Consider the following 25,391-nt stretch of genomic DNA (forward strand, 5'->3'; position numbering starts at 1 on the left):
TGAAGCGGCTAAGGCCGTGCCCGCGGAAAGCGAGCGCCGGAACGGAAAGCCCGCTGCCTACGCTTCCCTCATTCCCCTCTTCTGTAAAAGAAAAAGGCTTGACTACTGATAAGAAAGCGTCCGCCTGGAGCGCAATGTGAAAAGAGCAACAAGAGTTTCTCGACAGCCTGGAAAGGGCGGCACAATTCTGTGCCACCCTTTTATATTCTAATGAGTTCAGCTTTCGGTCAGAATGGCCCGAAAGCTTTGTTTAAAAGATTTCTTGGAGAATAGAGGCTTGGCGGTAAGACTACTGTTCCTGCCAGCGGGCACAGGAAGACCGTTCGGAGATGGTAGGGCTCAGTGTCCGGACAAGTGGAACAGAATCGGGATCGCTCAGATTACTGAGCAAAGTATTGACCATATGATGAGCTATTTCTTCAACCGGCACCCCGAAGCTGGTAAGCGGGATTTCCATGTTTGCCATTTGCGGGATGTTATCATAGCCAATAACGGAAATATCTTTAGGTATGACATAATTTTCTTGTCTGAGCGCGCGGACGATTCCTCCGCTAATATCATAGCTGGAGCCGATGATGGCAGTCGGTTTATAGTTGGAAGCCAACAGGCGAGTTGTAGCTATATAGCCGTCATACCAAGTCAGGCCGGCCGTATCAATCAGATTTCCGTTTATGGGCAAGCCGAATTTTTTCATTGCTTTTTGGAAGCCATAGTATTTTTCGAGCTGGCGTTCGTCCACGGGTGAGAAATCACCGATAAAAGCAATCTTTTTGTGGCCCAATTTGTACAGGTATTCTACAGCTCTATGCATTGCGCCTTGGTAATTCACATCAATTACAGGAAATGCTTTATCCTTGCCGACGCCATACGTGACTGTCGGAAGAGGAGAGGTTTCTGGCATTTCATTATGCTGCTCATTGAAAATGATGAGGCCATCCACTTGAAAGCGCTTAAACATTTCAATTGAAGACTGGATCGAATTGACTGAAAGGAGCATGGAATAACCATTTTTAGATATTTCTTCGTTAATTTTGGTGACTAGAATAGAGGGGGCCATCCGTTCCAAAGTTGGCCAGATCAGCCCGATCACTTTGGATTCTTTTGAGACGAGCCGCTGTGCTGCATAATTGGGTTCATACCCCATTTCTTTGGCCAGCGTTATAATTCGTGCCTTTGTTTCGGGTTTGACCAAAGGGCTGTCATTGAGAGCTTTGGATACCGTTGAATAGCTGACACCAGTAAGCTGAGCTAGATCCTTTATTGTTATTTTCATAATTCATCCCCACTAATGATTGATAGCTTACAGTCTAGTATAAATTGGAATAATTAACAACGTTATTATTTTTAAAGAAAAAATCAAAGCAAATATCTCTATAAAGCTACTTAAATAACAATATTTTAACCATTTTAATATAATTTTAAACGAATAATGAATGTGAAATATAAATTTTCTAATAAATGTGTTGATATAAGAGCGGTTTTCATATAAGATAAAAAAACAATAACAACGTTGTTATTGCGAGTAAGGAAACTATGTGTGAGCCAAGATGCAGTAATTTAAATGAAATGTAAGCGCTTGCCTTTTGATGTTTGAATCTTTGAATAAAGAGGAGCAGAAGATTCGGCATTCAGAAATCAGTAGCGCAAAGAAATGTGTAAGCCCTTTCTTTATCTGGTGAGAAAAGAATAAAAGCAATTATTTTAGGAGGAATTTTGATGAAGTTTAAAAAACTGTTTTCTGTAGCAACTGCCGGTTTATTGTCTGTATCTCTTTTAAGTGCATGTGGCAGTGGGAGCAATGCAAGCGGCGATTCTGAAGCAAAGTCAGTTTCTATGCGACTTGCGCATAACCAGTCGGAAGAGCATCCTATTCATACTTCCTTAACTGAGTTTTCGAAAATAGCAGGTGAAGGAGCGGTGGAAGTCGAGATCTTCCCGAATGGCCAGTTGGGTGCCGAAAGGGATGTTATTGAACTTGTGCAATCTGGAACTTTGGATATGGCGAAAGTAAGTGCAAGCGCATTGGAAGCTTTCAATGAAAACTATTCTATTTTTTCACTTCCATACGTGTTCCAAAGCAAAGAACACTATCATAATGTGATGGACAACAGTGAATCGGTACAGGAAATTTTCCAGAGTACAAAAGACGATGGCTTTGTTGCAATCGGCTGGTATGACGGAGGGCAACGCAGCATTTACACGGCTGATAAAAAAGTTGAATCTCCAGCAGATCTGAATGGCATGAAAATCCGGGTTCAAGAAAGTCCGACTTCTATCGCTATGATTGAAGCGATGGGCGGTTCTCCAACACCTATGGCGTTTGGAGAAGTCTACACTTCTCTGCAGCAAGGCGTGATCGACGGTGCGGAGAGCAACGAGACGGCTTTGACTAGCAACAAGCACGGAGAAGTTTCAAAAGCATATTCTTACACGGAACATCAATATGTACCGGATGTTTTGATCGTCAGTGCAGACAAATGGGATGGACTTTCTGAAGAACAGCAACAGGCAATCACTGACGCTGCTGAACAATCCTCTGAAAGCCATAAAGAAGTATGGGCCAATGCAATCGAAGAAGCAATTACAGCTGCTGAAGAAATGGGCGTAACTTTCTACACAATCGATAAAGCTCCATTCATCGATGCATCAGCTCCGCTTCATGAAGAATATCAAGCCAAAAATGAAGCGAACAAGAAATATTTCGAAGATTTTCAGAGCTACGCTAACTAAAAGGACAGATGGCGGCTTCATCCATCAGCGTTTATTTTTTGCTGATGGGGGAGCCGCCCAAGTTCTTTAAAGAAGGGAGAATAACTTTAGTGAGGAAAATAGTGGATAGAATTACAGCGACATTAACGTGTTCCTTGCTGGTAGTCATGGTCTTGGTCGCTTGTTGGCAGGTTTTCACGAGATTTTTATTGAACACACCCAGCACAGTTTCTGAGGAATTTCTAAGATATTCCCTTATTTGGCTTACCATGTTGGGGGCAGCTTATACATATGGAAAGAGAAAACACATCGCAATTGTATTTGTGGTACGGAAGTTCCCGAAAAAAGTTTCTGTTATCGTCGATCTCATTGTTGAGATCATTGTATTGATGTTTATACTTGTGATTTTGCTGTTTGGAGGATACAAGGCTTTTGAAAATGCTCAAGGACAGGTTTCTTCAGCGTTAGGCCTGCCGATTGAGTATTTGTATATGAGTCTAATTGTGGCTGGCATTCTGTTTTTGTTTTATGCCTTGATCCATATTGTTGAACATATAAATAGATATCGAAACAAGTCTTTAGACGAAGATATCTATAAATCCGAGGAAATTATTGACGAGAGGTAGTGAGTTCTATGGCCTTGGAGGCTGGGATTATATTAACAGTGGTATTTGCAATACTGCTAATTATAAGTGTTCCTATTTCGATTAGTATTGTAATCGCTTCATTGGTGACAATTCTGACTATATTGCCAATGGATATGGCAATATTCACAGCTAGCCAAAAGATTGTCACTGGGCTTGACAGTTTCACATTACTGGCCGTTCCATTTTTTATTCTTGCCGGTATTCTTATGAACAACGGCGGTGTGGCTGTGCGTCTGATTAACTTTGCAAAGGTGCTGGTTGGACGGGCGCCGGGAGCTTTAGCTCATACCAACATACTCGGGAACACGCTTTTTGGTTCTCTCTCCGGCTCATCAGTTGCGGCAGCTGCAGCGATTGGCGGCGTAATGGGGCCGCTGCAAAAAAAGGAAGGATATGACCCGAAATATTCAGCAGCGGTCAATATTGCTTCTGCTCCAATCGGGCTGATCATCCCCCCGAGCGGAACATTGATCATCTACTCGCTAGTCAGCGGGGGAACTTCAGTGGCAGCTTTGTTTGTAGCCGGTTATCTTCCGGGGCTGCTATGGGCATTTGCTTGTATGGTTACTGCTTTCATCATTGCGAAGCGAAAAAGCTATCCTGTATCAGAACGAGTCAGTTTGAAAGTGGCATTTAAAACGTTTGTAGATGCAATTCCAAGCTTGCTATTGATCGTTATCGTCATCGGCGGAATTCTATCCGGAATTTTCACGGCGACGGAAGCCTCAGCAGTAGCCGTTGCCTACACATTTTTTCTGTCCATGATGTACAAAGCAGTGAAATTGAAGGACTTGCCGGGAATTATCATGGAGGCAGTTGAAGTGACTTCGGTCATCATGCTTCTTGTGGCTGCCTCATCCATTATGTCATGGGTCATGGCGTTTACAGGAATTCCATCTGCCCTTAGTGACCTTATCATTGGAATATCCGACAATCCGATTGTTCTTCTTTTAATCCTGAATCTTTTCCTGCTGGTTATTGGAACGTTCATGGATATCACGCCTGCAGTGTTGATTTTCACTCCTATTTTCTTGCCGATTGTTGCCGGTTTCGGTATGGACCCTATTCATTTCGGCATTATGATGGTCATGAATTTAAGTATCGGAAACATTACTCCACCAGTAGGTAGTGCATTGTTCGTGGGAGCAAGTATTGCAAAACTGGATCTAGAAGATGTGATCAAACCATTAATTCCGTTTTATGTAGCTATTTTAGTGGTTCTGTTCCTAGTATCCTATATCCCTTGGATCAGTATGGTTCTTCCTAATCTGCTCGGATATTGATAGTCAGGTCAAAGTTGTTTTGCGGCAAAGAAATACAGTCTATGAAGAAAGATCAGGTGAATAATTTATGTCATTAAAAGATAGCTATTTATTTACGTTGCAAAAAGAAGAGAATAATACATTAACTTTTCAATATGAGAATTCTTCATCCACTGCCAGAGTGTTTGTTTTAGAAAAAGATGTAATTCGTGTGCTTTTTACAAAAGGGGAGAACCTGAAAATCGATAAAACCTGGTTCGTGGCTCCTGGTATGGATGATGTACCGCTTAAAGGAAGAGACCGCCTGGATTTAACGCCTTTTTCACTTCCTTCTTATGAAACAAGTATTGAAGGAGACAAGTTTATCGTTGAGACGGATATGCTTAAACTTTCAATTAACTTGGACGGCTTTAAAATCACTTGGTATGCAAAAGGCCAGGAAGGTCTTACTCAAATAGCAGCCGACCGAAATACCCAAGCCTATAATTTGGACGGCTCTCTAGGAGAGGGGATATACCATTACCTTGAACGCAGCCAAGATGAGCAGTATTTCGGATTGGGAGAAAAAAGCGGGGATATGGACCGCTATGGCAAACGGTACCGGATGTTGAGTCTGGATCCAATGGGATACGATGCGCAATATACGGATCCCTTGTATAAAAATATTCCTTTTTACATCACCAGAAACAAACAAACTGCCGTATCTTTCGGGGTTTTTTACGACAATATGGCTCAAAGTGCGTTTGACATGGGGAACGAAATGGATAATTATCATGGCCATTACCGCTACTATCAATCGTTCGGAGAAGATTTGGACTACTACATTATCCTTGGGCCGGAATTGAAAGACGTCGTCAAAAAATATTCTTGGCTTACAGGAAAAACAATCTTTTCACCGAAATGGAGCCTTGGTTATTCCGGTTCCACAATGACTTATACGGATGCCCCGGACGCCCAGGAACAACTGAACAAGTTTATCGAGGAATCTGAAAGACACGATATTATATGCGATTCTTTCCAATTGTCTTCGGGCTATACATCGATTGGTGACAAACGCTATGTTTTCAATTGGAACAGGGATAAGTTTCCAGACCCAAAAAGCTTCATCGATACATATCATCAAAAAGGGGTCAAACTTTGCGCAAATATTAAACCCGCGCTGCTGAAAGATCATCCATCATTCGAAGAAATGAAAAAACGAAAGATGTTCATTATGGACGGTTCCGAAGAAAATGAAGTGGTGCAGTTCTGGGATGAAGTCGGATCTTATGTCGATTTCACCAACGAAGAGTCGGTCCAGTGGTGGAAAGACAATGTAACAAAGCAACTTCTTGAATACGGAATCGATTCCACTTGGAATGACAATAATGAATTTGAAATTTGGTCGAAAGACGCTTCTTGCAATGGATTTGGCGAGAAAATCAGCTTTGAGGATGTTCGGGCTTTGCAGCCGCTTCTTATGATGAAAGCATCTTTCGAAGCGCAAAAAGAGTTTGCGCCTAATCTGCGGCCTTACCTAATCTCAAGATCAGGCAGTCCGGGGATGCAGCGGTATGTGCAGACTTGGTCCGGTGATAACTATACAAATTGGAAGTCACTCAAATACAACATTAAGATGGGCCTTGGATTAAGCATGTCCGGCATCTATAACACGGGACATGATGTGGGCGGGTTCTCCGGTCCGGCTCCTGAACCTGAATTGTTAGTGCGATGGGTGCAAAACGGCATTTTCCACCCTCGTTTTACCATCCATTCCTGGAATGAAGACCAGACCGTCAACGTTCCGTGGATGTATGAAGAAACAACTGGGCATATTCGCGAATTGGTCAAATTCCGCCACAAGATCCTGCCTTACTTATATACAGCGCTTTACAATGCGCACAAAAATTATGAGCCGATCATCCGTCCTACATTCTACGATTTTGGCCATGATCCAAAGACGTTTGAAGAAAACGACGATTTCATGCTTGGCGAATCGATGCTTGTTGCTTCTGTAGTCGAAAAGGGAAGCGTGGAAAGATCTGTCTACCTCCCTTTGCATGAAGCAGGTTGGTACAACTTCCATAATTCCGAATGGCATGAAGGCGGCCAGATAATAACTGTTCCGGCTCCTTTGGAACTGGCACCGCTTCTTATAAAAGCTGGCAGCATTATTCCGGTAAACAATTTTGCCGCTACGTTTGCAACCAAAGAGCAAGAAGAAAGAGGCTTTATGCTCTTCCCGCATAAAGAAGAAGGAAAAGCGGCATACCACCTGTATGAAGATGATGGAGTTTCGCAAAATTATGAAACAAATCACAAAGTTGTTTCTATAGAGATGGAATCCACTTCAGAAGTTGTGGAAATCACACTTAACATACAAGGCAATTATGAACTGCCTTACGATAAGATTCGTTTTGACTTGAAAGGAAATGACAAGCGCAAACTTGTTGTAAATGGACAAGAGGTGAAGGAGACAGCAGAGGGCTATGTAGTTTCGCTGTCCTAACAGATTCTTCTAAACTCGGCAATCTCTACTTGCTGGACCTTTCTATTTCAACAGCCTAAAAACAGATCAAACCAAGCCAGTTCTGCGGAGGTATCCATGAATTTTATAACTGAAGATTTTTTGTTAAACACGGAAAGTGCGAAGATTTTATATCATCAATATGCCAAAGATATGCCTATCTATGATTTCCACTGTCATTTGAGTCCGAAGGAAATTGCTGAGAATCATCGGTTCAAGAGCATAACGGATATCTGGCTGTCCGGAGACCATTACAAATGGAGAGCAATGAGAGCTTTGGGAATTGAAGAGCGGTTCATTACAGGAGATGCGGAAGATAAAGAAAAGTTCCGCGCTTGGATACAAACGGTTCCCTACACAATGGGAAATCCTTTATACCACTGGTCGCACTTAGAGGTGAAACGCTATTTCGGCTACGACAAAGTGATCAAGGAAGAAAATTGGGAGGAAATGTGGGAGCAATTCAACGAACGTGTTCACTCTGATTCCTTTTCAGCTCAAGGAATCATCAAAGACAGCAATGTAAAAGCGATTTTCACAACAGACGATCCTGCAGAAACGTTAAACTATCATGAAGCTATTGAAAAGAACGAAAATATTGAAGCTAAAGTGCTTCCTACTTTTCGTCCGGACAAGGGGCTTAATCTGCTAAACCCTAACTTTGTGGATTATATGGAAGAGCTGGGCAAGTCAGCAGATCAAGAAATCACCAGCTACGAAGAGTTCTTGAATGTTTTGAAGAAAAAGGTGGAATATTTTCACGAACATGGCTGCCGCGCATCAGATCATGGTTTTGACTATCTGCCTTACAGTGAAGCCACTTTTGATGAAGTAAAGGAAATTTTTGCGCAAGTTTTGAACGGAGGTATAGTTTCAAAGGCGGAAGAAGACAAGTACCGTACCTTCACCATGAAATTTTTAGGGGAATTATATGCCAAGCACGGCTGGGCGATGCAGCTCCATATAGGAGTGGTCCGCAACAATAACACAAAGATGTTTGAGCTGTTAGGTCCTGATGCCGGGTTTGATTCGATGAACGATTTTGAATTGGCTCGTCCGTTGAACAAGTTTTTGGATAGCCTTGAACGCAGCAATGCGTTGCCCAAAACGATCATTTATACATTAAATCCGACCCAAAATGAGCTGATTGCCAGCACAATCGGCAATTTCCAGTCGAGTGAAATGAAAGGGAAGATTCAGTTCGGTTCAGGCTGGTGGTTCAATGATCAAAAAGAAGGAATGCTCCGGCAAATGAAAGAATTGGCCAATGCGGGACTGTTAAGCCAATTTGTGGGCATGTTAACCGATTCGCGCAGTTTTCTTTCTTATACGAGGCATGACTACTTTAGAAGAATCCTTTGCCAATTGCTTGGGACGTGGATTGAAGAAGGGGAATTACCGAAAGACTACGCGTTCATTGGCAAAATGGTCCAGGACATTTCCTATAACAATGCCAAAGCATATTTTGGTGTGGAGATCGACTGAAATAGGTTTATCCTGCATTCAAAATTGTGACTAAGAAAATCGCGTAAACCGGGTTGGCCAGTTCCGGTAAAAGATAAAAGGGATGTTCCGTGTTTTCCAATTATGAAACAATTGCGGGTGTGTGGCTGTTATTACCGGCGACAGTGATGTCCTTTATTCGGAAATGTCGCCGCAGTTTGCAGCATTTATAGAAAAATAGTAGTAGGCTGCCATACACCGAATCAGGGGTATGGCAGCCTATTTCCATAAAATCAGGTTTTTATGATTCGCTTTAGGGCAAGAGGCACCAGCCTTCAATAATCTGCCTTGCCAATGTTTCGCTCTTGATCTCGGGCGACTGTAGACAAGCTGTCTGTTTGGTTTGGCGGTCCATTCGGGTAACAGGAATATTAAGATGGGATGTAGAATAAAGATTAGGGAAGAATTATGTTTATATTGATTGAAAAAAGGAGGGCCAGCTATGTTACTGGAACAAATGCAAGACATCCAATTGAATGACCTGGAAGGCAACCAAGTTTCCATCAGCGATTTCCGCGGGAAGAACACGCTTATTTTCATGTGGGCATCCTGGTGACGCTGCCGTGCCCAGCTGCCCGGGTGGCAGCAAGTGTATGAAAAATACAAAGATGCTAATTTCGAGATTTTGTCGGTTGCCGCAGATGGCCAAGGGCCGGAAGTCGTCAAGCCGTATACTGAAGGAACTACTTTTACGACAGTGGTCGATGAAAATAATGTGTTGATCAACCTATTCGGCTTTAAAATGGTGCCAAATGGAATTTTTCTTGATGAGGAAGGAACAATCCGGATGATCAAAGAAGGATTCAAGCTGGATAATCCGGAAAACATCAAGGCGGTTGAACAGCTGCTCCATAAAGAAGTGGAGAAAGTCGAGTTTGACGGCGGCAGCCCGAAAAGCGGCCAATCCGATCTGCAGCAGCAATTAGCCCAGACAAAATACAAGCTGGGCATGGAATACGCCAAGCAGGGCCGCAATGATGAGGCGTTAAAAGAATTGGATGATGCATGCCTGCTGGATCCCGATAATTTCACTATCCGCAAACAGCGTTGGTATATCCGTTTTCCGGAAAAATTCAGTCCGGAGATTGAATTTGAATGGCAGCAAGGCCAGCTTGAAAGGGAAAAAGAGGAAGAAGAGCGCCACCGGAACCAAGGGCTGATCTGTGGGCCAGATGGCTGCTTTTTGCCAAGCACGTGACGAAGAGGCCGATTTTGGCCTTTTTCTTTTCAACCAGAAAAATGGGACATAGATAAAAGGGAGATGAAGGAGAGCCGATGAAACCGAAAGTATTTATTTCTGCACCCATTCCAAAAGAAGTGGAAAACTATATTGCACAACATTGCGATTATCGGATCTGGGACAAAAAAGAACCGATTCCGCCAGAGATCCTTGCCGAGGAAGTGGCAGATGTGGAAGGGCTGATGACTAAAAAAGGCGCAATCAACAAAGAATTTTTAGAAAAAGCGCCTCAGTTAAAAGTGGTCAGCACGATATCCGTAGGCTACGACTCTTTTGATATTGAAGCGATGAAAGAAAGAAGCGTACTGGGAACCCATACGCCGTTTGTTTTGGACGAAACGGTTGCGGACCTGGTATTCGGATTGATATTATCAGCGGCCCGGAGACTGCCGGAACTTGACCGATGGGTGAAAGAAGGCAATTGGGGCAAAGAAAAAAGCTCGGAACGGAATTTTGGCGTAGACGTCCACCATACGACACTTGGCATTATCGGAATGGGCAGGATCGGAGAAAAAATTGCCAGAAGAGCTGCGCTGGGATTTGAGATGAACGTCCTGTACAACAGCAATTCAAGAAAACAGGAAGCGGAAGAGAAATATGGCGCACGGTACAGTGAAGTCGATGACCTGCTTGCCGCCTCTGATTTTGTTGTGGTGATGCTTCCCTTGACGCCCGAAACGCACCATATCATAGGACAGAAACAATTCGATTTGATGAAGCCGGACGCCATCTTTATCAATTGCGCAAGAGGCCAGGTTGTAGATGAAAAAGCTTTGGTCCAGGCACTTCAGGAAAAGAAAATACGCGGTGCGGGGCTTGATGTGTTTGAAGTGGAGCCGGTGGAATCGGACAACCCGCTGCTGCAGCTGGACAATGTCGTAACGCTGCCCCATATCGGATCCGCGACGCACAATACGCGGTTTGATATGGCCATGAAAGCAGCAGAAAACTTGGTAGCTGGGGTGACAGGACAAGTGCCGCCTGACGTCGTAAAGGAACTGAGGAGTTTGACGGAGCAGTGAAGGGCAATGGCGCTTTGTCGATTAGGGAATAGAGCAACAACTTCAAATGGAGCCAAAATGAAAACACCGTTCATATAGGAATGGTGTTTTTGTGTGCCGCTTTTTAAATTTTTGGTATTTGGAACTATTATAAGTTGACCATGCTGGCAGCTTTTGCAGCCGTTTTTTTCGTGGCCGGCACTAATGGAATCAAGTGCTTCATGTCAGCATCTGTCCCTAGCGGATCAACTCGCAGGCTGAAATGGTTAATGGCGTCTCCGATAACTTTTGCCTGTTCTTCCAAAAGCGAATCAGATAAATCAATGGAATCGATGGAAATCAACGAGTCCGATATTTCAATGATGCGCGCTGCCTGCTCATCCAATACAGCGGCAATCTGCAAGAACGTCCAGCGTTTTCGCAGCGCAATTGAATTGTAATGGTTGTGCCCGTTGACATAAAGGCCAGGGCCTTGTTTTTTCTGCAGAATTTCCTGAATTTGTACGTGCGGGTGAATGTAATGCATAGGCTCATGTGATTTTGCAGTTGTTGCATAGATAGGATGATGGCCAAAGACGAGAAGCGGTGTCTCTCCGGAATATTCGACTACTGACTCAAGCCATTCCTGCTGAATGGGATCAAGAACGCCTCCGCAATCATTGAGATCCTGTTCTCTTGTGGTATCCAGGAAAGCCAACATTGCCGAGTCTGTTTCAACCAAGTGAAAGCGCTGCTGCTGCGTGATTTCCAAAACTTCCTTGCGCTTCAAACCATAGACATCATGGTTGCCAAGAACGTGGACAAACTGCTTTCCGTGGCGGCGGATGATCGAATAGATATTCTTCAGCTCTTCTTCCGTTCCGTAATTTGTTAAATCCCCAATGGATACATATATGTCTGCCGGTATCGAAAAAAAACGCTCCATAAACGTTTCGTAAAATCCTTGGCGCGCACCTGCGATAAATTGGTTGTCTGTAGTCAATTCAGGGTAATGCAAGTCACCGATTACTGCGATTCTCATGTCTTTTCATTCTCCCTTCATCTCTATGTTCATTACTAGTGTACCCTCTAATTAATGAGCCGCTATTAAGAGAATATTAAGAGATTGTTAATGCTATAAAAGTTAGCATTATTAAAGAGAAGGTTGTGGTTATTAGATTGCTGAAAGAAGCATGGCTGCTCTAATAAAAAACGAAAGTTGTATTACAGATTTTTAAAAATAAATTCAACTTGTAATACAACTTTTATTAAAATAATTAGAAAATTGTGTTTACAATCGCTTTTTTAGGTGTTATTGTGTAGTTGTAATACAAGAAGTAAGAGTAATATGAAAATAAACATAAAATTTGTAATACAGGTTGGTGTTTAAAGTGAAAGTTTTAGAAGGTCAAACCCCTAGTGAAAGAGTCTTTGATTACATTATGGAAAAGGTTGTGATAAAAGAGTGGAAGCCTTACACGAAGATTATGTCCGAGAAAGAACTCGGCGATGAATTAAATGTAAGTAGAATTTCCGTCCGACAAGCGTTGGATAAATTAGTGGCTTTAGGGATTTTAGTTAAAAAGAAAGGATCAGGTACTGTCGTTCAAGATATCAAACCTCAGGTTTTTTTTAAAAGTTTAATCCCTGCTTTAGTTTTAAATGAAAACGATATTAAAAGTATTATTGAATTTCGTATTCCGTTCGAACAAGGAAATGTAGAAATGTTTATCAAAAATTATGATGAAGACAGGGTAAAGAGACTGCGTGAAATTCATGAGAACATGAAAAAGAGCTACTCAGATCCCGAGGAATTTCATTTACATGATTTCTATTTCCATAAAGAAATTGCCTACGGAACTGGAAATCAAATAGTCATAAGCATTAGTGAGACGCTTCACAGTATTTTAAAATTTAACATTAAGCAACTGTATACCGATGTTGGTCCGGACATTGCGATGGAATTTCATGAGGAAATCTTGAATGCCATCGAAAATAGGGATAAGGAATTGGCTCCATTATTGATGAGAAGACATTTAGAGGCGACTTTACAAAAACTAGAGTGAATTTAATCTCTAGTTTAATGAAAATGTAAGGGCTTACTTTCTGGAAGTATTAATTTAATTATAAAAGGGGAGAAAAAAATGAAAAAAATACTGTTTTTGTTTTTGATTCTGTTAATGATTGTAGTTATGGCTGCTTGTTCATCTGGAACTTCTGGAAGTGGTTCTGAAGGAGTAAAAACAATAAAGATAGCTCACGGATCCAACGAATCTTACCACATGCATAAAGCTTGGTTGGAATTTGAAAAAGATTTGGAGGCAAATGGAAACTTTGAAGTTGAAATTTATCCTTCTTCTCAATTCGGTAATGATGATGAGATGGTAGAAAGCGCAAAATTAGGGGATATTACTATTGCGACACCGCCTTCATCATTTTTGACTGATGAAGCTAAAAATATGGCACTGATTGAATTGCCTTATGTCTTTCCTGACCGCGAAACTGCCATAAATACTTTAGGTGGGGAATGGGGACAAGCTCAACTTAAAGATCTTGAAGATGACGGTTTAATCGGCATGGGTTATTTAGAAAATGGAGTGCGCCATTTAACAAACAACACAAAACCAGTAGTAACTCCACAAGACCTGCAAGGGCTTAAGTTAAGAACAATGCAGGTTCCGGCACACGTTTACTTATGGAACGACCTGGATGCAATAGCAGAAGGTGCGCCGTTCGCTGAGCTTTATAACAACTTAAGTTCTGGTCGTTTTGATGGCCAAGAAAATCCTATTTCGCAAATTTATGCTCAGAAATATTATGAGGTACAGAAATACTTGACGTTAACAGGACATGTTTATACATCTTACGTACCTGTAATGAACCAAGATTTTTGGAATGAACTTACTGATGAAGAAAAAGATGAAATTACTACCGCTTTTGCAGATGCGCGTGATTTCCAACTGGGCTTAATTGCAGAAGAGGAAAGCGGACAGTTGGAAGAAATTAAAAACAATAAAGATTATCCAACGGAAGTTACAGAATTGACTGAAGAGCAAAAGCAACTATGGATTGACGCTGCTCAACCAACTTTAGAAAAATACCGTACGGAATTAGGTGCAGAAGTCTTTGACGAATTTAATGCAGCGATTTCTGAAGCAAGGAAATAATGACCTTGAATACCCACACTTGTAATAAAGGTGGGTATTCTCTAAATATTTTCTGTATGTTAAGGGGGGGAAGGAAGTGCAGGTTGTTAAAAGTTTTACTGACAATATCGAGAAATTTTTATGTGTCGTTTTATTGGCTTTTATCACCGCTATAATGACAATCAATATATTGATGCTGATTATCGCTGATAGTGCTTTAGCGTGGGCCTCTGAAGCCGTATTAACACTATTTGTATTTTTTGTTTGGGTTGGAATTAGCTATGGCTTTAAAGAAAGAAAGCATATTAGAGTCACCGCTTTGGTAGACATTCTGCCAACAAAAGCACAAAAAATTTTAGAGCTATTTGTGAACTTGTTGATTCTAGCGTTTTTCGCGATAATCTTGGTTGTCGGATTCCAGTGGATGAGTCATCCTTCTGTGGTAACCGAAACTTCACTTTTGTTAAGATACCCGATGTGGCTTCTGTATTTAGCTGCACCGCTTGGAGCATTATTATCTGTTATTAGGATTACTCAAAACTTCATCCAAGATATGAAAACAGTCAAATAGATTAAGGGAGAAGGTCAAATAATGGAAGCCATTGTATTATTCGGATTGCTTTTTCTTCTCATCAGTATAGGTGTTCCTATTGCTTTTTCACTAGGAATCTCCTCTATCGCGGTAATTTTTCTTTTTCAAACAACGACATTGATGTTCCAAGCGAAATCTATTGTCTCAGCCATCAATTCTTATCCCCTTTTAGCAATACCGCTTTTTATATTGGCAGGAGAGCTTATGTATTCAGGGGGCTTGTCAAAAAGAATTATTGACTTTTTTGAGTCATTGGTCGGTCATTTCAAAGCTGGCTTGGCATATGTAAATGTTTTGGCATCAACTTTTTTTGCGGCGATTTCAGGATCATCTCCAGCTACTGTCGCTGCAATAGGAACAAATTTAATTCCTGAAATGACAAAAAGGGAGTATACAAAAGAGTATGGTACTTCATTAACTGCTTCTGCAGGAATTATAGGCGTTATGATTCCACCTAGTATCCCGTTTATCATGTATGGAATTTCTGCGGAAGTATCTATTAGCCGGCTATTCATTGCAGGTATTGTTCCGGGATTGCTATTCGCTTTAGGTTTTATGGTTGTCGCAAATATCTTGTATAGAAGAGCGGGTTTTCAAGCAGAGAGAACAACGTTTGTCGCATCCAACGTTTGGAAAACTTTCAAAAAAGCTATCTGGGCATTATTGGCTCCGATTATCATACTGGGAGGAATATATGGAGGGTTTTTTTCCCCGACAGAAGCTGCGGCAGTAGGAGTGTTGTATGCGCTTTTAGTGGGTCTTTTCATATACAAGGATCTGAAAATTAGGAATCTTTTCACTGTATTTTCCCAGACAGCTCTAACGTCAGCAACGATTCTTTCTTTAGTCGTTTTTGCCTCCACTTTCGGCCGTCTTCTGACACTCGAACAAGTGCCGGCAAAGTTAGCAGCTTTCTTAACAGGTTTCTCGGATAATCCGATTATCATATTGTTGCTTATAAATATTTTCCTCCTATTTGTGGGGATGTTCATGGAAACCGTTGCTTCTATTATCATTTTAACTCCAATCCTTTTGCCTGTAGTTGTAGCTCTTGGAGTTGATCCGCTGTTATTCGGTGTTATCATGACAGTTAATTTGGCTATAGGCTTTTGTACACCTCCATTAGGAGTGAATCTGTTTGTGGCAAGCGGCATTAGTGGCCTTTCAATAGAGAAGATTGCCAGGGGCCTCGTTCCATATTTTGTTGTCATGATAGTTTTGTTACTGGTTATAACATATGTTCCGCCAGTCTCTACGTTCCTGCCAGGATTTTTAGTAGGGCAATAAATAATGTAGGAGGTCTAGAATGTCTAAATACAAAGTATATGTCAGTGATTTTGACTATCCGGATATCGAGATAGAGAAGGCAATATTAGAGCCAATTGGAGCCGAAGTTATCGGTTTGCAATGTAAAACAGGTGAAAGCTTAGCTGAGCAAGCAAAAGATGCGGATGCTATTTTTCAACAATACGCTAAAATTTCCAGAGAAACTATTGAACAACTTCCAAAATGCAAAGTAATTGCTCGTTATGGAATTGGTGTAGACATTGTAGATGTAGAAGCAGCTTATGAAAATGGCATGATAGTGACAAATGTGCCAGACTATTGTATCGACGAAGTTGCGAATCATTCCATCTCTATGGCATTTACGCTCATTCGCTCAATACCTGCTTTCGACAAGGCGACTCACAATGGAAATTGGCACTGGAGCGATTGGTTGGCTCCGATTCATCGCATGAGAGAAATGACTTTTGGGCTCGTCGGGTTTGGACGTATTGCTCAAAACATGGCAAGAAAACTAGCTGCTTTTGGGTTTGATATTATAGCTTACGATCCTTATGTTTCTGAAGGGTTGATGAATTCACATAATGTTAAAAAAGTGGATTTGGATACATTATTAAGAACTTCCCATGTAGTAGATGTTATGTGCCCTCATACCCCGGAAACCCATCATTTAATTAATGAAGAAGCATTAAAGAAAATGAGAAAAGATTCTATTCTAATAAATTGCGCAAGAGGAAAACTTGTAGATAACAAAGCGCTATTCCAGGCGCTGAGTAAGGGATGGATTGTGGCCGCAGGGCTCGATGATACCGAGGAAGAACCTGCAAAAGTAGAAAATTGGTCGCCTAAAGATAATCCATTGTTCACTCTTGATAATTGTATTATTACACCCCATGTTGCTTATATATCTCAGCCAGCTTTAAATGAGTGCAGAAGAATTGCTGCTGAAAACATAAAAGCTGTCTTACTAGGGGAGCGTCCTCCTAACTTAGTTAAACCCAAAATCATTACTCAAGAGAAAGGGAAAGTAACTAACAATGGATAAAGCCGATGTCGTTAAGAAAATAAAGGAAGCAAGAATAGTGGCGATTATCAGGGGAGTAGAAGAAATAGACATACTAGCTACCGTGCAAGCTTTAGTTGACGGTGGAATTGAAATAGTGGAAGTAACCTTCGATCATAAACAGCCAAACTTTACAGTAGAAACCGTCAATAAAATAAAGAAAATCAAAGATTTTTTTGGAGAACGCATTCTTGTTGGTGCGGGGACTGTATTAACTGAATCAGAAGTAGAACAGGCTGTTAATGCAGGAGCGGAACTTATAATATCTCCAAACGTTAGCCCGCAAGTAATTAAGAAGACAATCAGTTTGAATAAAGTATCCATGCCTGGAGCGTTAACACCAACTGAAGCATTGGTTGCTAATGAAGCGGGAGCAGATTTTGTAAAGCTTTTTCCAGCTGGTGAGTTAGGAATTAATTATTTAAAAGCTTTAATGGGTCCTCTTCAGCATCTTAATTTTATTGCTGTGGGCGGAGTGACTCCTGACAATGTAAAGGAATTCATAAATATTGGTATCTTAGGCATAGGCGTAGGTGGAAGTTTAGTAAATAAAGAAGCAATTAGTAAAAAAGAGTTTTCCAAACTGACTGAAATAGCTAAGCAGTTTACAGCCAATTTATAAAAATATTAAATTATATGGAGGAATTTTATTATGTCACAAAACTTAATTAAATCAGGAAAAATTATTAACCCAAGACCAGAGATCGATGAAAAGCTGATTGCTCCTTATCGGGAAATGGATGATGTACTTTCACTTTCTTGTATAGTCGGTGATTGTATGGCCAGAGATAATGTAATGACTAATGATATGAAGCCTAAGGCCGCAGACAAAAAAATTATCGGACCGGCCATTACTGTTAAACTGACTCCAGGAGACATTGTGGATTGTTTAGATGTATTTGATATTGCAAAGCCGGGAGATGTTGTGGTAATTGACGCTTTTGGTGAAAGTGAAACATCTATTTGGGGAGGACTAATGTCTGGCCTTGCTAGAAATGCGGGAGTGACAGGAGCGGTAATCGATGGAAGCTGCCGGGATACAGATGAGTCAAAAGTGCTTGATTTCCCTGTTACGGCAAAATTTTCAGGACCAAGACAAGCCCATACTGCTATCTCTGGAAGAAAAGAACCGATTAAAATCAATGTACCCATTACATGTGGAGGCATCATTGTCAATCCAGGAGATTTAGTTGTTGCCGATGAAATAGGGGTAGCGGTCGTGCCTTATGATCAATTAGAAGAAGTTTATGGAAAGGCACGCCAACTTGCGGATAATGAATTGAAAATTAGAGAAGAGATATTAAAAGGAGCAACAGTCGAAGAGATCCTAGCTAATTTTGGCCGCATTTAAATTGAAGGTTGTGATGAAATGTACATCTTGACTATAGATGCAGGAACTACCAATACACGTGTGACTCTCTGGCATAAAGATCAACCGCAAAGTATAGCGGTTCGTGAAGTAGGGGTTAGAGATACGGCAACAGATGGCCATAATAGCAAACTGAAAATTGCTATAAAAGATGCAATTACAGAGGTATTGGCTGGAAAAAGATTAACGCTTGAAAACATATCTCAAATAATAGCTACTGGAATGATTACCTCAAATGTGGGGCTCGTTGAAGTTCCTCATTTAATTGCTCCTGTAGGAATAGAGGAATTAGCTCGCGGAATAGTCGCATATAGGTTCCCGGAAATCATAGATAAAGAAATTCTATTTGTACCAGGAGTCAAAAATCATGCAGACGTGAGAACGCTGGAGGATAAAGAATCCATGGATATTATGAGAGGGGAAGAGGTGGAGGTAGTCGGCCTGATTGAGCGCTTGAACTTGGCGGGGCCGGCTGTAGTAATCCTTCCGGGGTCCCACTCTAAATTCATTTCTCTTGATAAAAATAACAAAATTACTGGCTGTGTAACATCACTGGCTGGAGAATTAATATCTTTAATTACAAAAGGCTCGATTTTAGCAAGTTCTTTATCTAGCTCTTTTGCAAAAGAACTGGATAAAGAATTGCTAATTCAGGGATTTGAAGCAGGAACTCGATATGGATTGACCCGTGGAAGCTTTATGGTAAGAATTTTAGATCGGTTTACCGAGTTGACAGACAATCAAAAGGCAAACTTTTTGCTGGGAGTAATTTTATCTGATGATTTAAAGGCTCTAAAAAATAGCACCGCCATAAAAGTAAGTTCAGATTCTCTTATTATAATAGCTGGAAAAGAGATACTAAAAGATGCGCTCGAAGTTGTCATCTTAGAGGATGGGTTCTTTAAAAACATTAGAAAAGCAAGCAAAGAAGAAGCTAACCATTTAGCTGGTTTTGGCGCCTTATGCGTATCAAAGCGTTCACTAAAGGAGATGCAACCTTAAATTCTGCAGAAGAGAAGCAACAAAGTTTGGTATTGTAACATAAAAATTAGGAACTGGAGTGGATATTTTGAAGGTAGCCGATATAAAGGTATATATATTAAAGTCTGCACTTCCACAGCCTTTTGCTTTTTCACAAGAATGGGTCACTCAGCGTTCTTCAACAATTGTTGAGATTGTGACTGATGAGGGTTTAAGCGGGTGGGGCGAAGCGCTTAGTGCAGGACTTCAGCAACCTGAAATTTCTGCAGCTACTATCGAAAAAGTGTTAAAACCCCTTGTATTAGGAAAAGACCCGCTACATACAGAAGTTATTTGGGATGAGATGTATCACCATACGAAAGATTACGGTAGAAAAGGCGCGGTTATAGGTGCTATAAGTGCCATAGATATAGCACTTTGGGATTTGAAAGGAAAAATTTTAAAACAACCAATCTGCAATTTGTTGGGTGGAGTTTTCCGTAAAAAAGTTCAGGCGTATGCTACTGGATTTTTTAGGACACAAGGCCAAGGGGAGAAAAAACGATTAGCAGAAGAGGCAAGCAACCATGCAGCTAATGGCTTTGAATTGATGAAAGTGAAGCTAGGCTTTGGCATTCAGGATGATATTGAAGTAATGAATGAGATTCGTCAAGCGGTAGGAGATAAAGTAGAATTGATGATTGATGTTAATCATGCGTACAGTGTAAGCGAAGCGATTAAACTTGGAAGAGCTTTGGAAAATTTTAATTTGAGATGGTTTGAAGAACCTGTAATTCCTGAAGATATAAAAGGATATCAAATGGTTAAAAATAGAATTGATGTTCCAATTGCCGGCGGAGAGGCGGAATTTACAGCGTTTGGATTCAGAGATCTCCTAGAGAGTCGAGCAGTAGATTTTGCGCAACCCGATATTTGCATTGCTGGAGGATTTACAGCATGCAAACAGATTGCGGCAATAGCGGCTGTTCACGGAATACAGGTGAATCCGCATGTATGGGGAACGGCCATCGGTCAAAATGCGTCTTTGCACTTTTTAACTTCAATTCCTCTTGCTAACAGATCATTGTTCGCTCAAGAACCAATTTTTGAATATGATACTTCTTCTCATCCTTTTAGAACAGATTTAGCGAAAAATCCAATTGAACATGAGAATGGTTGGGTGACAGTGCCAGAAGGAGATGGATTAGGTTTAGAGATAAATCGAGATTTTTTGAATGAAAACTCAGTTATTTACCGTTAATTCAATGTAAGGAATATAATGAAACATAAGGAGATGTTTTATACAAAAACCACCGCTCAGACAAAGAGCAGTGGTTTTTTCATTTTGCTATATATGCGGAAGATTTTTCCCTTCCGCAAAAGCTTTCAAATTTTCCAAGCTAAGGCCGAAGCCGTCTGCATTTACCGTTACCCGGGTTCCGTCCTGCTCGGGAAACAAATCGAACGTAAAAAGCGTCCCATCCGAATCGGAAGCATAGGAAAACCTTTCGAAAGGCAGAACCTCGGCAATAGTGAAACTCATTGAGATGCTTTCGCCTTCTTCCAGTGAATTATGGTCGCTTGGCATCAGTATGAACAGCGCCTTTTCCCCAACCTCCACTTTCGGTATTTGCCAAATCGAACCGGGAGCGTACCAAGTGGAAAAGCGGCCGTCTTTAACAATGGAGTTCCATACCGTTTCAGGGTCGGCATCAATGAAAACAGAGCGTGTGCCGGTATTCATCCGATCAACCTCCTGTTTTCTTTAAACTCTAGGTGTTTTTTGTTTCGCTAACAAGTGCACAAAATACCGTAAAACAGCTAAAAAAATAAAAATAATCCATTTTTTTCCTTGTTCTAATAAGACTGCCATTTATCTGGTCAAAATTCCGCTTCAACTTCGTCTGACAAAAGAAAGACCGGCTAATATCTGCTGCTGCGAAACCACAGCAAATACTTCATTTATAAGAATGTATTAACTTCAACTAAAAGGTGTCTCGGTTGAAAAAAGTATTGCTAAAAGTCAGATTCTTTATTATCATTATTAATAATGATAATAAAGGGAGAGATTTGATGAAAGAATCAAAGGCAGACGTCGTCTTGCACCCGGTACGGATGCGCATCATCCAAACATTAGTGAACAGACGGCAGCTGACTGTACAGCAAATCGGAGAAAAGTTGCCGGATGTTCCGCAAGCCTCGCTATACCGGCACCTCAAAAAGCTGGTAGAGGCGGAGATTGTCAAAGCGGTTGAGGAACATCAAGTACGCGGCACTGTTGAAAAGGTCTACGCTTTGCCGGAACAGGCGGCATCTCTAAGCGAAGAAGAACTGAAGAACGCTGGCGCCGAGGAACATATGAGCTTTTTCATGAAATTCTTCGCTACTGTTTTGGACGATTTCGAGCGTTATGTGGCGCAGGACGATTTTGATTTTATCAAAGACGGAACAGGCTATCGCCAAGTTTCTTTCTATGCCAATGACGATGAATACCTTGACTTGCTGGAAACCATAAACGGCGCAATGATGAAGCTGATCGGCAATGAAGAAGAGGGCAGGCGCAAGCGGACATTGACAACGATTGTGACTGCTGAAAAAAACAAGGAACAAAAGAAATGATATAAAAAAGGAGTGAAGCCAATGAAAAGAAAGAGTTTCTGGAAATCATTTTTAGCACTTTTCACCTTTGGATTGATCGGCATTATCTTTTTTATCCCTTCTTTAATTCCACTGGTTGAAGAACAATTGCAAAGCATACCAAATCCGCCGGATATCCCGCTCGTCCTGCTCGTCTTGCTGTCTTTGATCAATCCGTTGATTTTGTTGACGATTGCGGTGCTGGCAGGCTTGATGACTGCCCCGAAAGTCGGTTTGGTGTCTTATCTTCATTTATGGGTAAACGGGAACTTTGAAGGAGATGCAGCCGCTTCTTTCAAAAAAGCTGTGCCGGCCGGAATCTTCTTGGGAGCAGCGGCGGCTGCCGTTCTTTTTCTTTTGGAACTCGCCTTTCAGCCTTATTTGCCGGAGGCGCTGCAAACTAGCGCCGGCTCCAGAAGCTTGCTGGGAACAATAGGGGGGATCTCCTACGGGGGAATTACGGAAGAGCTGCTCCTTCGTTGGGGCATGATGTCCCTTTTTGTATGGATCCTATGGAAACTGTTCCAACGATCACGGAAAGCGCCTTCTGCGGCAATTTTCTGGATCAGCATTCTGGCAAGCGCGCTGCTGTTTGCCGTCGGCCATCTAGGGGCAACGGCATTGGCTGCACCGCTCACTGCGGCTGTGTGGGCGCGGATGCTTCTCTTGAATGGCATCGCCGGTTTGGTGTTCGGCTGGTTATACTGGCGAAAAGGGCTGGAAATCGCCATGGTTTCCCATGCTTTTGTCCATATCACAACCACGTTAATCACAGCAGTATGGTCGTTGTTTTAATGCACAGGAAATCTTGGTTGGCTATAGTGAGGAGGCTGTCTATGGAAACGTTAATCGAAGTGAACGGGCTGGCGAAATCATTCGGCAAGCAACTGGTCCTGAAAAACGTCAATTTCCGCGTCAAAAAGGGAGAGATAATCGGGTTGCTGGGACCTAATGGGGCAGGAAAAACAACGTTCATCCGGTTGTTGAACGGCGTCATTAAATCCGATTCGGGCTTGGTTCGTGTCAAAGGGCTGGATCCGGCCCAAAACGGCGATGAAATCCGCAAAATTTCTGGTATTGTGACGGAAAGTGCCGGACTTTACCATCAGCTGAGCGGAAAAGAGAACCTGGAATTTTTCGCTGGCTTATACGGTGTGAAAGACAAGGGGAGAGTAGAGGGGCTTTTAGAGTTGTTTGATCTGAAAGAGCATCAGCACAAGCAGGCTGGAAAGTACAGTACAGGAATGCGGAAGCGCCTCGCTTTGGCGAAAGCGCTGCTCCATAAACCTGAAATCCTCTTTCTGGACGAACCGACAAACGGGCTGGATCCCGACGGCATCGAGCAAGTGCTGTCCTACCTCAAAAAATATAACGAAGAAACCGGGACAACCATTATTATCTGTTCACATGTTCTCCACCAACTGGAGAAAATCTGCGATTCTTTCGCTTTTATCGAGCAAGGAACGATTGCCGAGCAGGGGACACTGGCTGAATTGGAAGAGAAGTACGTGGAGGTATTGACCGTGAACGTCAATACCACATTCCAGCCGGCTCAAGGAGAGTTCCTTGGATATCCGTGCCGGATCATAAGCGGCAATATGGTCGCTTTCGATTTGCCCTCAAAGCATGCCATTCCTGAGTTGCTTCAAGGGCTGCTCCAAACCGACCCGATATTTTCCGTGATTCCGGCGAACAACGATCTGCAGTCCATTTACTTTCAGGTTAGGAGGAAATTCAATGGAATCGTTCATCAGTAAAGCGTTGGTCAAGAAAGATTTGACAGATATCGTCAGAAGCAAAACTTTGTTGATCACGATGATTGCTATCCCGATTCTTTTTACGGTTCTATTTCCGGCACTGTTGATGGGAAGTGCACTATTTTTCGATCTGGAAGAAATTGCAGGGGAAGACGGACGGAAGCTGGTTTCTGTTTTCGCCGGAAGCTCCATGGGCAGCGCCGTCTCTGCTTATTCTCTTGAGCAGCAGATGACATACATCTTCATCAATTACATGTTGCCGACACTATTCTTGCTGGTGCCGATCATAACAGCGATGACGGTTGCAGCGAATAGCTTTGTGGGGGAAAAGGAGCGGCGGACACTGGAAAGCCTGCTGTTTGCGCCGGTTTCCATCCATAAACTATTCCTAAGCAAAGTGGCAGCATCGTTCATCCCGCCGTTTCTTGTCTCAATTATTAGTTTCCTGGTCTGCGGCATCATCATCAACGTGCTTGGCTATCCATTGTTCCGGGAGCTGATTTTCCCGTCAGCCAACTGGATAGTATTGATCACTTGCCTTTCTCCGATGGTGATTTTGCTCGTTGTCCTGGTCAATATTGTGATTTCATCCAAAGTCAAAACGTACCAGGAAGCCCAGAACATTGGGGGTGTCATCGTGCTGCCGGTGGTGGGCATGCTAGTAGGCCAAATCAGTGGATTGTTTTTGCTGGGAGTTGGCCTGATTCTCATCATTTCATTGGGCGTCTTGCTTGTTAATCTTATGCTATGGCACCGAATTTCCAAACATAACGACCGATTTGCCTTGTTTGAAAAGCAAATACATTGATGCAAAAAGAGTCTTCCTTCTGCTTGAAGGAAAACTCTTTTTTGTTCAGCTATTCCAAGGGTTGAGCGCTTCCCATTCAGGGCGCAAAATCCCCATCACGATAATATCAAAGCGTCTGCCGTCCCGGTACACCATCGAGCGCTTGCGTCCTTCCACTTGAAACCCTGCTCTTTCGTAAGCCTTGATGCCGCCCGCGTTGTATTCGATAACTTCCAAGCCTACACGATCCAGGTTCATTTCATAAAATGCATAGCGGAGGATCAAGCGGAGCGCATCGGTTCCGTAGCCTTTGCTGCGGTCAGCAGCATCGCCGATTCCGATGGCCAACACGCCGGTCCGATTGTTCCATTCGATGCCGTATATGGTGACGAAACCCACCAAACGGTCTTCGTCGATGGTTCTTAGGCGGAAATACACTTCATTCGCTTCCGGGGAACCTTCGTTCATCAATTGTTCGCTATTGCGGGGCATCGCCATATCCGTATCCACGTTGCGCAGATAATCGGTATCTTCTCCCCATTTCAGCATAATTTCAATATCGTCTTCCCGCGGTATTGAAAGTTTTATCCGTTCGCCGTGGAACAGGTTAGAGATAATTGTCGTCATGTTGATCTCCTTAACTTTTTCAGTTTTGAACACCTCTACAATGGTTGGCGGCTGACTCGTCACACGCAATACCTCATCCCCCTAAATTCCAATTACTTTTATCATAGAGCGTTTAAAAACGGGTGGCAATAAAATCAAAAACTTTGGCACGAAAAAAGCAAGGGAAAAGTTGAAGGGTTATTTCTGCCGAAAGGGGCTATCACTATTTTCTTCATGAAAAATCAGGAGTCCTACATGAACTTCCTCCGTTCTTACATGAAGTTTTGGATTCTTATACGAACTAAAAGCGACTTTATTCGGCCCGAAGATTCGCAGGCCGAAT

General features: G+C 42.1%; 25 protein-coding genes. 21 read left to right on the top strand and 4 right to left on the bottom strand.

What is annotated here, in order from left to right:
* Positions 1–289: 289 nt before the first annotated feature.
* Positions 290–1,273: a LacI family DNA-binding transcriptional regulator gene (locus FQV28_RS14025; protein ID WP_146497127.1), complete on the bottom strand. Its 984-nt coding sequence runs from the start codon at positions 1,271–1,273 to the stop codon at positions 290–292.
* Positions 1,274–1,716: 443 nt separating this feature from the next.
* Here FQV28_RS14025 and FQV28_RS14030 point away from each other — a divergent pair, with 443 nt between their 5' ends.
* The 8 genes from FQV28_RS14030 to FQV28_RS14065 all read left to right on the top strand — a co-directional run bounded on the left by FQV28_RS14030 (position 1,717) and on the right by FQV28_RS14065 (position 10,889).
* A complete protein-coding gene (locus FQV28_RS14030; RefSeq protein WP_146497128.1) occupies positions 1,717–2,730 on the top strand; it encodes a TRAP transporter substrate-binding protein in 1,014 nt (337 codons plus the stop codon).
* A gap of 101 nt (positions 2,731–2,831) precedes the next feature.
* Complete coding sequence (locus FQV28_RS14035; RefSeq protein WP_255472962.1) at positions 2,832–3,335, top strand: TRAP transporter small permease; 504 nt, start codon at positions 2,832–2,834, stop codon at positions 3,333–3,335.
* 8 nt (positions 3,336–3,343) lie between these two features.
* Positions 3,344–4,639 carry a TRAP transporter large permease gene (locus tag FQV28_RS14040; RefSeq protein ID WP_146497130.1) on the top strand — a complete coding sequence of 432 codons (1,296 nt, stop codon included), beginning with the start codon at positions 3,344–3,346 and terminating at the stop codon, positions 4,637–4,639.
* A 67-nt stretch (positions 4,640–4,706) separates the two neighbouring features.
* On the top strand, positions 4,707–7,106 hold the full coding sequence (locus FQV28_RS14045; protein WP_146497131.1) for a glycoside hydrolase family 31 protein: 2,400 nt from the start codon (positions 4,707–4,709) through the stop codon (positions 7,104–7,106).
* Positions 7,107–7,202: 96 nt separating this feature from the next.
* On the top strand, positions 7,203–8,609 hold the full coding sequence (gene uxaC / locus FQV28_RS14050) for a glucuronate isomerase (RefSeq protein WP_146497132.1): 1,407 nt from the start codon (positions 7,203–7,205) through the stop codon (positions 8,607–8,609).
* 460 nt (positions 8,610–9,069) lie between these two features.
* Positions 9,070–9,183: a TlpA family protein disulfide reductase gene (locus tag FQV28_RS19670; protein WP_146497133.1), complete on the top strand. Its 114-nt coding sequence runs from the start codon at positions 9,070–9,072 to the stop codon at positions 9,181–9,183.
* Between the two features lie 33 nt (positions 9,184–9,216).
* Positions 9,217–9,825 (top strand): thioredoxin family protein, encoded by a 609-nt coding sequence (locus FQV28_RS14060; protein ID WP_370455136.1) that lies wholly within the window; start codon positions 9,217–9,219, stop codon positions 9,823–9,825.
* 77 nt (positions 9,826–9,902) lie between these two features.
* Positions 9,903–10,889 (top strand): 2-hydroxyacid dehydrogenase, encoded by a 987-nt coding sequence (locus tag FQV28_RS14065; RefSeq protein ID WP_146497135.1) that lies wholly within the window; start codon positions 9,903–9,905, stop codon positions 10,887–10,889.
* Between the two features lie 127 nt (positions 10,890–11,016).
* Here FQV28_RS14065 and FQV28_RS14070 read toward each other — a convergent pair whose 3' ends face one another.
* Positions 11,017–11,889 carry a metallophosphoesterase family protein gene (locus tag FQV28_RS14070; protein ID WP_146497136.1) on the bottom strand — a complete coding sequence of 291 codons (873 nt, stop codon included), beginning with the start codon at positions 11,887–11,889 and terminating at the stop codon, positions 11,017–11,019.
* A 349-nt stretch (positions 11,890–12,238) separates the two neighbouring features.
* Here FQV28_RS14070 and FQV28_RS14075 point away from each other — a divergent pair, with 349 nt between their 5' ends.
* The 9 genes from FQV28_RS14075 to FQV28_RS14115 all read left to right on the top strand — a co-directional run bounded on the left by FQV28_RS14075 (position 12,239) and on the right by FQV28_RS14115 (position 20,522).
* Complete coding sequence (locus FQV28_RS14075) at positions 12,239–12,913, top strand: FadR/GntR family transcriptional regulator (protein ID WP_146497137.1); 675 nt, start codon at positions 12,239–12,241, stop codon at positions 12,911–12,913.
* Between the two features lie 78 nt (positions 12,914–12,991).
* A complete protein-coding gene (locus FQV28_RS14080; RefSeq protein ID WP_146497138.1) occupies positions 12,992–14,014 on the top strand; it encodes a TRAP transporter substrate-binding protein in 1,023 nt (340 codons plus the stop codon).
* A 76-nt stretch (positions 14,015–14,090) separates the two neighbouring features.
* Positions 14,091–14,564: a TRAP transporter small permease gene (locus tag FQV28_RS14085; protein WP_146497139.1), complete on the top strand. Its 474-nt coding sequence runs from the start codon at positions 14,091–14,093 to the stop codon at positions 14,562–14,564.
* 21 nt (positions 14,565–14,585) lie between these two features.
* The gene (locus FQV28_RS14090) at positions 14,586–15,872 is read left to right on the top strand and encodes a TRAP transporter large permease (RefSeq protein ID WP_146497140.1); all 1,287 of its coding nucleotides are present in this window, start codon (positions 14,586–14,588) and stop codon (positions 15,870–15,872) included.
* 19 nt (positions 15,873–15,891) lie between these two features.
* Positions 15,892–16,914 (top strand): C-terminal binding protein, encoded by a 1,023-nt coding sequence (locus FQV28_RS14095; protein ID WP_146497141.1) that lies wholly within the window; start codon positions 15,892–15,894, stop codon positions 16,912–16,914.
* Positions 16,907–17,554 (top strand): bifunctional 4-hydroxy-2-oxoglutarate aldolase/2-dehydro-3-deoxy-phosphogluconate aldolase, encoded by a 648-nt coding sequence (locus tag FQV28_RS14100; protein WP_146497142.1) that lies wholly within the window; start codon positions 16,907–16,909, stop codon positions 17,552–17,554. Before FQV28_RS14095 ends, FQV28_RS14100 begins: the two co-directional genes overlap by 8 nt.
* Before the next feature lie 30 nt (positions 17,555–17,584).
* Positions 17,585–18,283 carry an RraA family protein gene (locus FQV28_RS14105; RefSeq protein ID WP_146497143.1) on the top strand — a complete coding sequence of 233 codons (699 nt, stop codon included), beginning with the start codon at positions 17,585–17,587 and terminating at the stop codon, positions 18,281–18,283.
* 18 nt (positions 18,284–18,301) lie between these two features.
* Positions 18,302–19,303: a 2-dehydro-3-deoxygalactonokinase gene (locus FQV28_RS14110; RefSeq protein WP_146497144.1), complete on the top strand. Its 1,002-nt coding sequence runs from the start codon at positions 18,302–18,304 to the stop codon at positions 19,301–19,303.
* A gap of 67 nt (positions 19,304–19,370) precedes the next feature.
* Positions 19,371–20,522 (top strand): mandelate racemase/muconate lactonizing enzyme family protein, encoded by a 1,152-nt coding sequence (locus tag FQV28_RS14115; RefSeq protein WP_146497145.1) that lies wholly within the window; start codon positions 19,371–19,373, stop codon positions 20,520–20,522.
* Positions 20,523–20,609: 87 nt separating this feature from the next.
* Here FQV28_RS14115 and FQV28_RS14120 read toward each other — a convergent pair whose 3' ends face one another.
* Positions 20,610–21,005, bottom strand: a complete 396-nt coding sequence (locus FQV28_RS14120) for an SRPBCC family protein (RefSeq protein WP_146497146.1) — start codon at positions 21,003–21,005, stop codon at positions 20,610–20,612.
* Between the two features lie 329 nt (positions 21,006–21,334).
* Here FQV28_RS14120 and FQV28_RS14125 point away from each other — a divergent pair, with 329 nt between their 5' ends.
* Genes FQV28_RS14125 through FQV28_RS14140 form a run of 4 tightly spaced genes read left to right on the top strand, consistent with a single transcriptional unit; the run spans position 21,335 to position 24,463 of the window.
* Complete coding sequence (locus FQV28_RS14125; protein WP_146497147.1) at positions 21,335–21,880, top strand: helix-turn-helix domain-containing protein; 546 nt, start codon at positions 21,335–21,337, stop codon at positions 21,878–21,880.
* A 21-nt stretch (positions 21,881–21,901) separates the two neighbouring features.
* Positions 21,902–22,693, top strand: a complete 792-nt coding sequence (locus FQV28_RS14130; protein WP_146497148.1) for a CPBP family intramembrane glutamic endopeptidase — start codon at positions 21,902–21,904, stop codon at positions 22,691–22,693.
* 41 nt (positions 22,694–22,734) lie between these two features.
* Positions 22,735–23,655, top strand: a complete 921-nt coding sequence (locus tag FQV28_RS14135; RefSeq protein WP_186763885.1) for an ABC transporter ATP-binding protein — start codon at positions 22,735–22,737, stop codon at positions 23,653–23,655.
* Positions 23,636–24,463 carry an ABC transporter permease subunit gene (locus FQV28_RS14140; protein ID WP_146497150.1) on the top strand — a complete coding sequence of 276 codons (828 nt, stop codon included), beginning with the start codon at positions 23,636–23,638 and terminating at the stop codon, positions 24,461–24,463. The genes FQV28_RS14135 and FQV28_RS14140 overlap by 20 nt, the downstream gene beginning before the upstream one ends.
* Positions 24,464–24,508: 45 nt before the next feature.
* Here the strand turns inward: FQV28_RS14140 and FQV28_RS14145 are convergent, their stop codons facing one another.
* Entirely contained in the window at positions 24,509–25,060 is a 552-nt protein-coding gene (locus FQV28_RS14145) for a GNAT family N-acetyltransferase (RefSeq protein ID WP_186763906.1), read from the bottom strand.
* Positions 25,061–25,391: the final 331 nt, after the last annotated feature.

It is taken from the genome of Planomicrobium sp. CPCC 101079 (genome assembly GCF_007859275.1).
In the GTDB taxonomy this organism is placed as follows: Bacteria; Bacillota; Bacilli; order Bacillales_A; family Planococcaceae; genus Planococcus.

What these genes read in the sequence shown, in the direction of transcription:
- FQV28_RS14095 (WP_146497141.1), top strand. Translation starts at nt 15,892, where the DNA reads ATGTCTAAATACAAAGTATATGTCAGTGATTTTGACTATCCGGATATC.
- FQV28_RS14120 (WP_146497146.1), bottom strand. Translation starts at nt 21,005, where the DNA reads ATGAATACCGGCACACGCTCTGTTTTCATTGATGCCGACCCTGAAACG.
- FQV28_RS14100 (WP_146497142.1), top strand. Translation starts at nt 16,907, where the DNA reads ATGGATAAAGCCGATGTCGTTAAGAAAATAAAGGAAGCAAGAATAGTG.
- FQV28_RS14045 (WP_146497131.1), top strand. Translation starts at nt 4,707, where the DNA reads ATGTCATTAAAAGATAGCTATTTATTTACGTTGCAAAAAGAAGAGAAT.
- FQV28_RS14110 (WP_146497144.1), top strand. Translation starts at nt 18,302, where the DNA reads ATGTACATCTTGACTATAGATGCAGGAACTACCAATACACGTGTGACT.
- FQV28_RS14080 (WP_146497138.1), top strand. Translation starts at nt 12,992, where the DNA reads ATGAAAAAAATACTGTTTTTGTTTTTGATTCTGTTAATGATTGTAGTT.
- FQV28_RS14040 (WP_146497130.1), top strand. Translation starts at nt 3,344, where the DNA reads ATGGCCTTGGAGGCTGGGATTATATTAACAGTGGTATTTGCAATACTG.
- FQV28_RS14065 (WP_146497135.1), top strand. Translation starts at nt 9,903, where the DNA reads ATGAAACCGAAAGTATTTATTTCTGCACCCATTCCAAAAGAAGTGGAA.
- FQV28_RS14105 (WP_146497143.1), top strand. Translation starts at nt 17,585, where the DNA reads ATGTCACAAAACTTAATTAAATCAGGAAAAATTATTAACCCAAGACCA.
- FQV28_RS14125 (WP_146497147.1), top strand. Translation starts at nt 21,335, where the DNA reads ATGAAAGAATCAAAGGCAGACGTCGTCTTGCACCCGGTACGGATGCGC.
- FQV28_RS14070 (WP_146497136.1), bottom strand. Translation starts at nt 11,889, where the DNA reads ATGAGAATCGCAGTAATCGGTGACTTGCATTACCCTGAATTGACTACA.
- FQV28_RS14030 (WP_146497128.1), top strand. Translation starts at nt 1,717, where the DNA reads ATGAAGTTTAAAAAACTGTTTTCTGTAGCAACTGCCGGTTTATTGTCT.
- FQV28_RS19670 (WP_146497133.1), top strand. Translation starts at nt 9,070, where the DNA reads ATGTTACTGGAACAAATGCAAGACATCCAATTGAATGACCTGGAAGGC.
- FQV28_RS14140 (WP_146497150.1), top strand. Translation starts at nt 23,636, where the DNA reads ATGGAATCGTTCATCAGTAAAGCGTTGGTCAAGAAAGATTTGACAGAT.
- FQV28_RS14135 (WP_186763885.1), top strand. Translation starts at nt 22,735, where the DNA reads ATGGAAACGTTAATCGAAGTGAACGGGCTGGCGAAATCATTCGGCAAG.
- FQV28_RS14130 (WP_146497148.1), top strand. Translation starts at nt 21,902, where the DNA reads ATGAAAAGAAAGAGTTTCTGGAAATCATTTTTAGCACTTTTCACCTTT.
- FQV28_RS14090 (WP_146497140.1), top strand. Translation starts at nt 14,586, where the DNA reads ATGGAAGCCATTGTATTATTCGGATTGCTTTTTCTTCTCATCAGTATA.
- FQV28_RS14025 (WP_146497127.1), bottom strand. Translation starts at nt 1,273, where the DNA reads ATGAAAATAACAATAAAGGATCTAGCTCAGCTTACTGGTGTCAGCTAT.
- uxaC (WP_146497132.1), top strand. Translation starts at nt 7,203, where the DNA reads ATGAATTTTATAACTGAAGATTTTTTGTTAAACACGGAAAGTGCGAAG.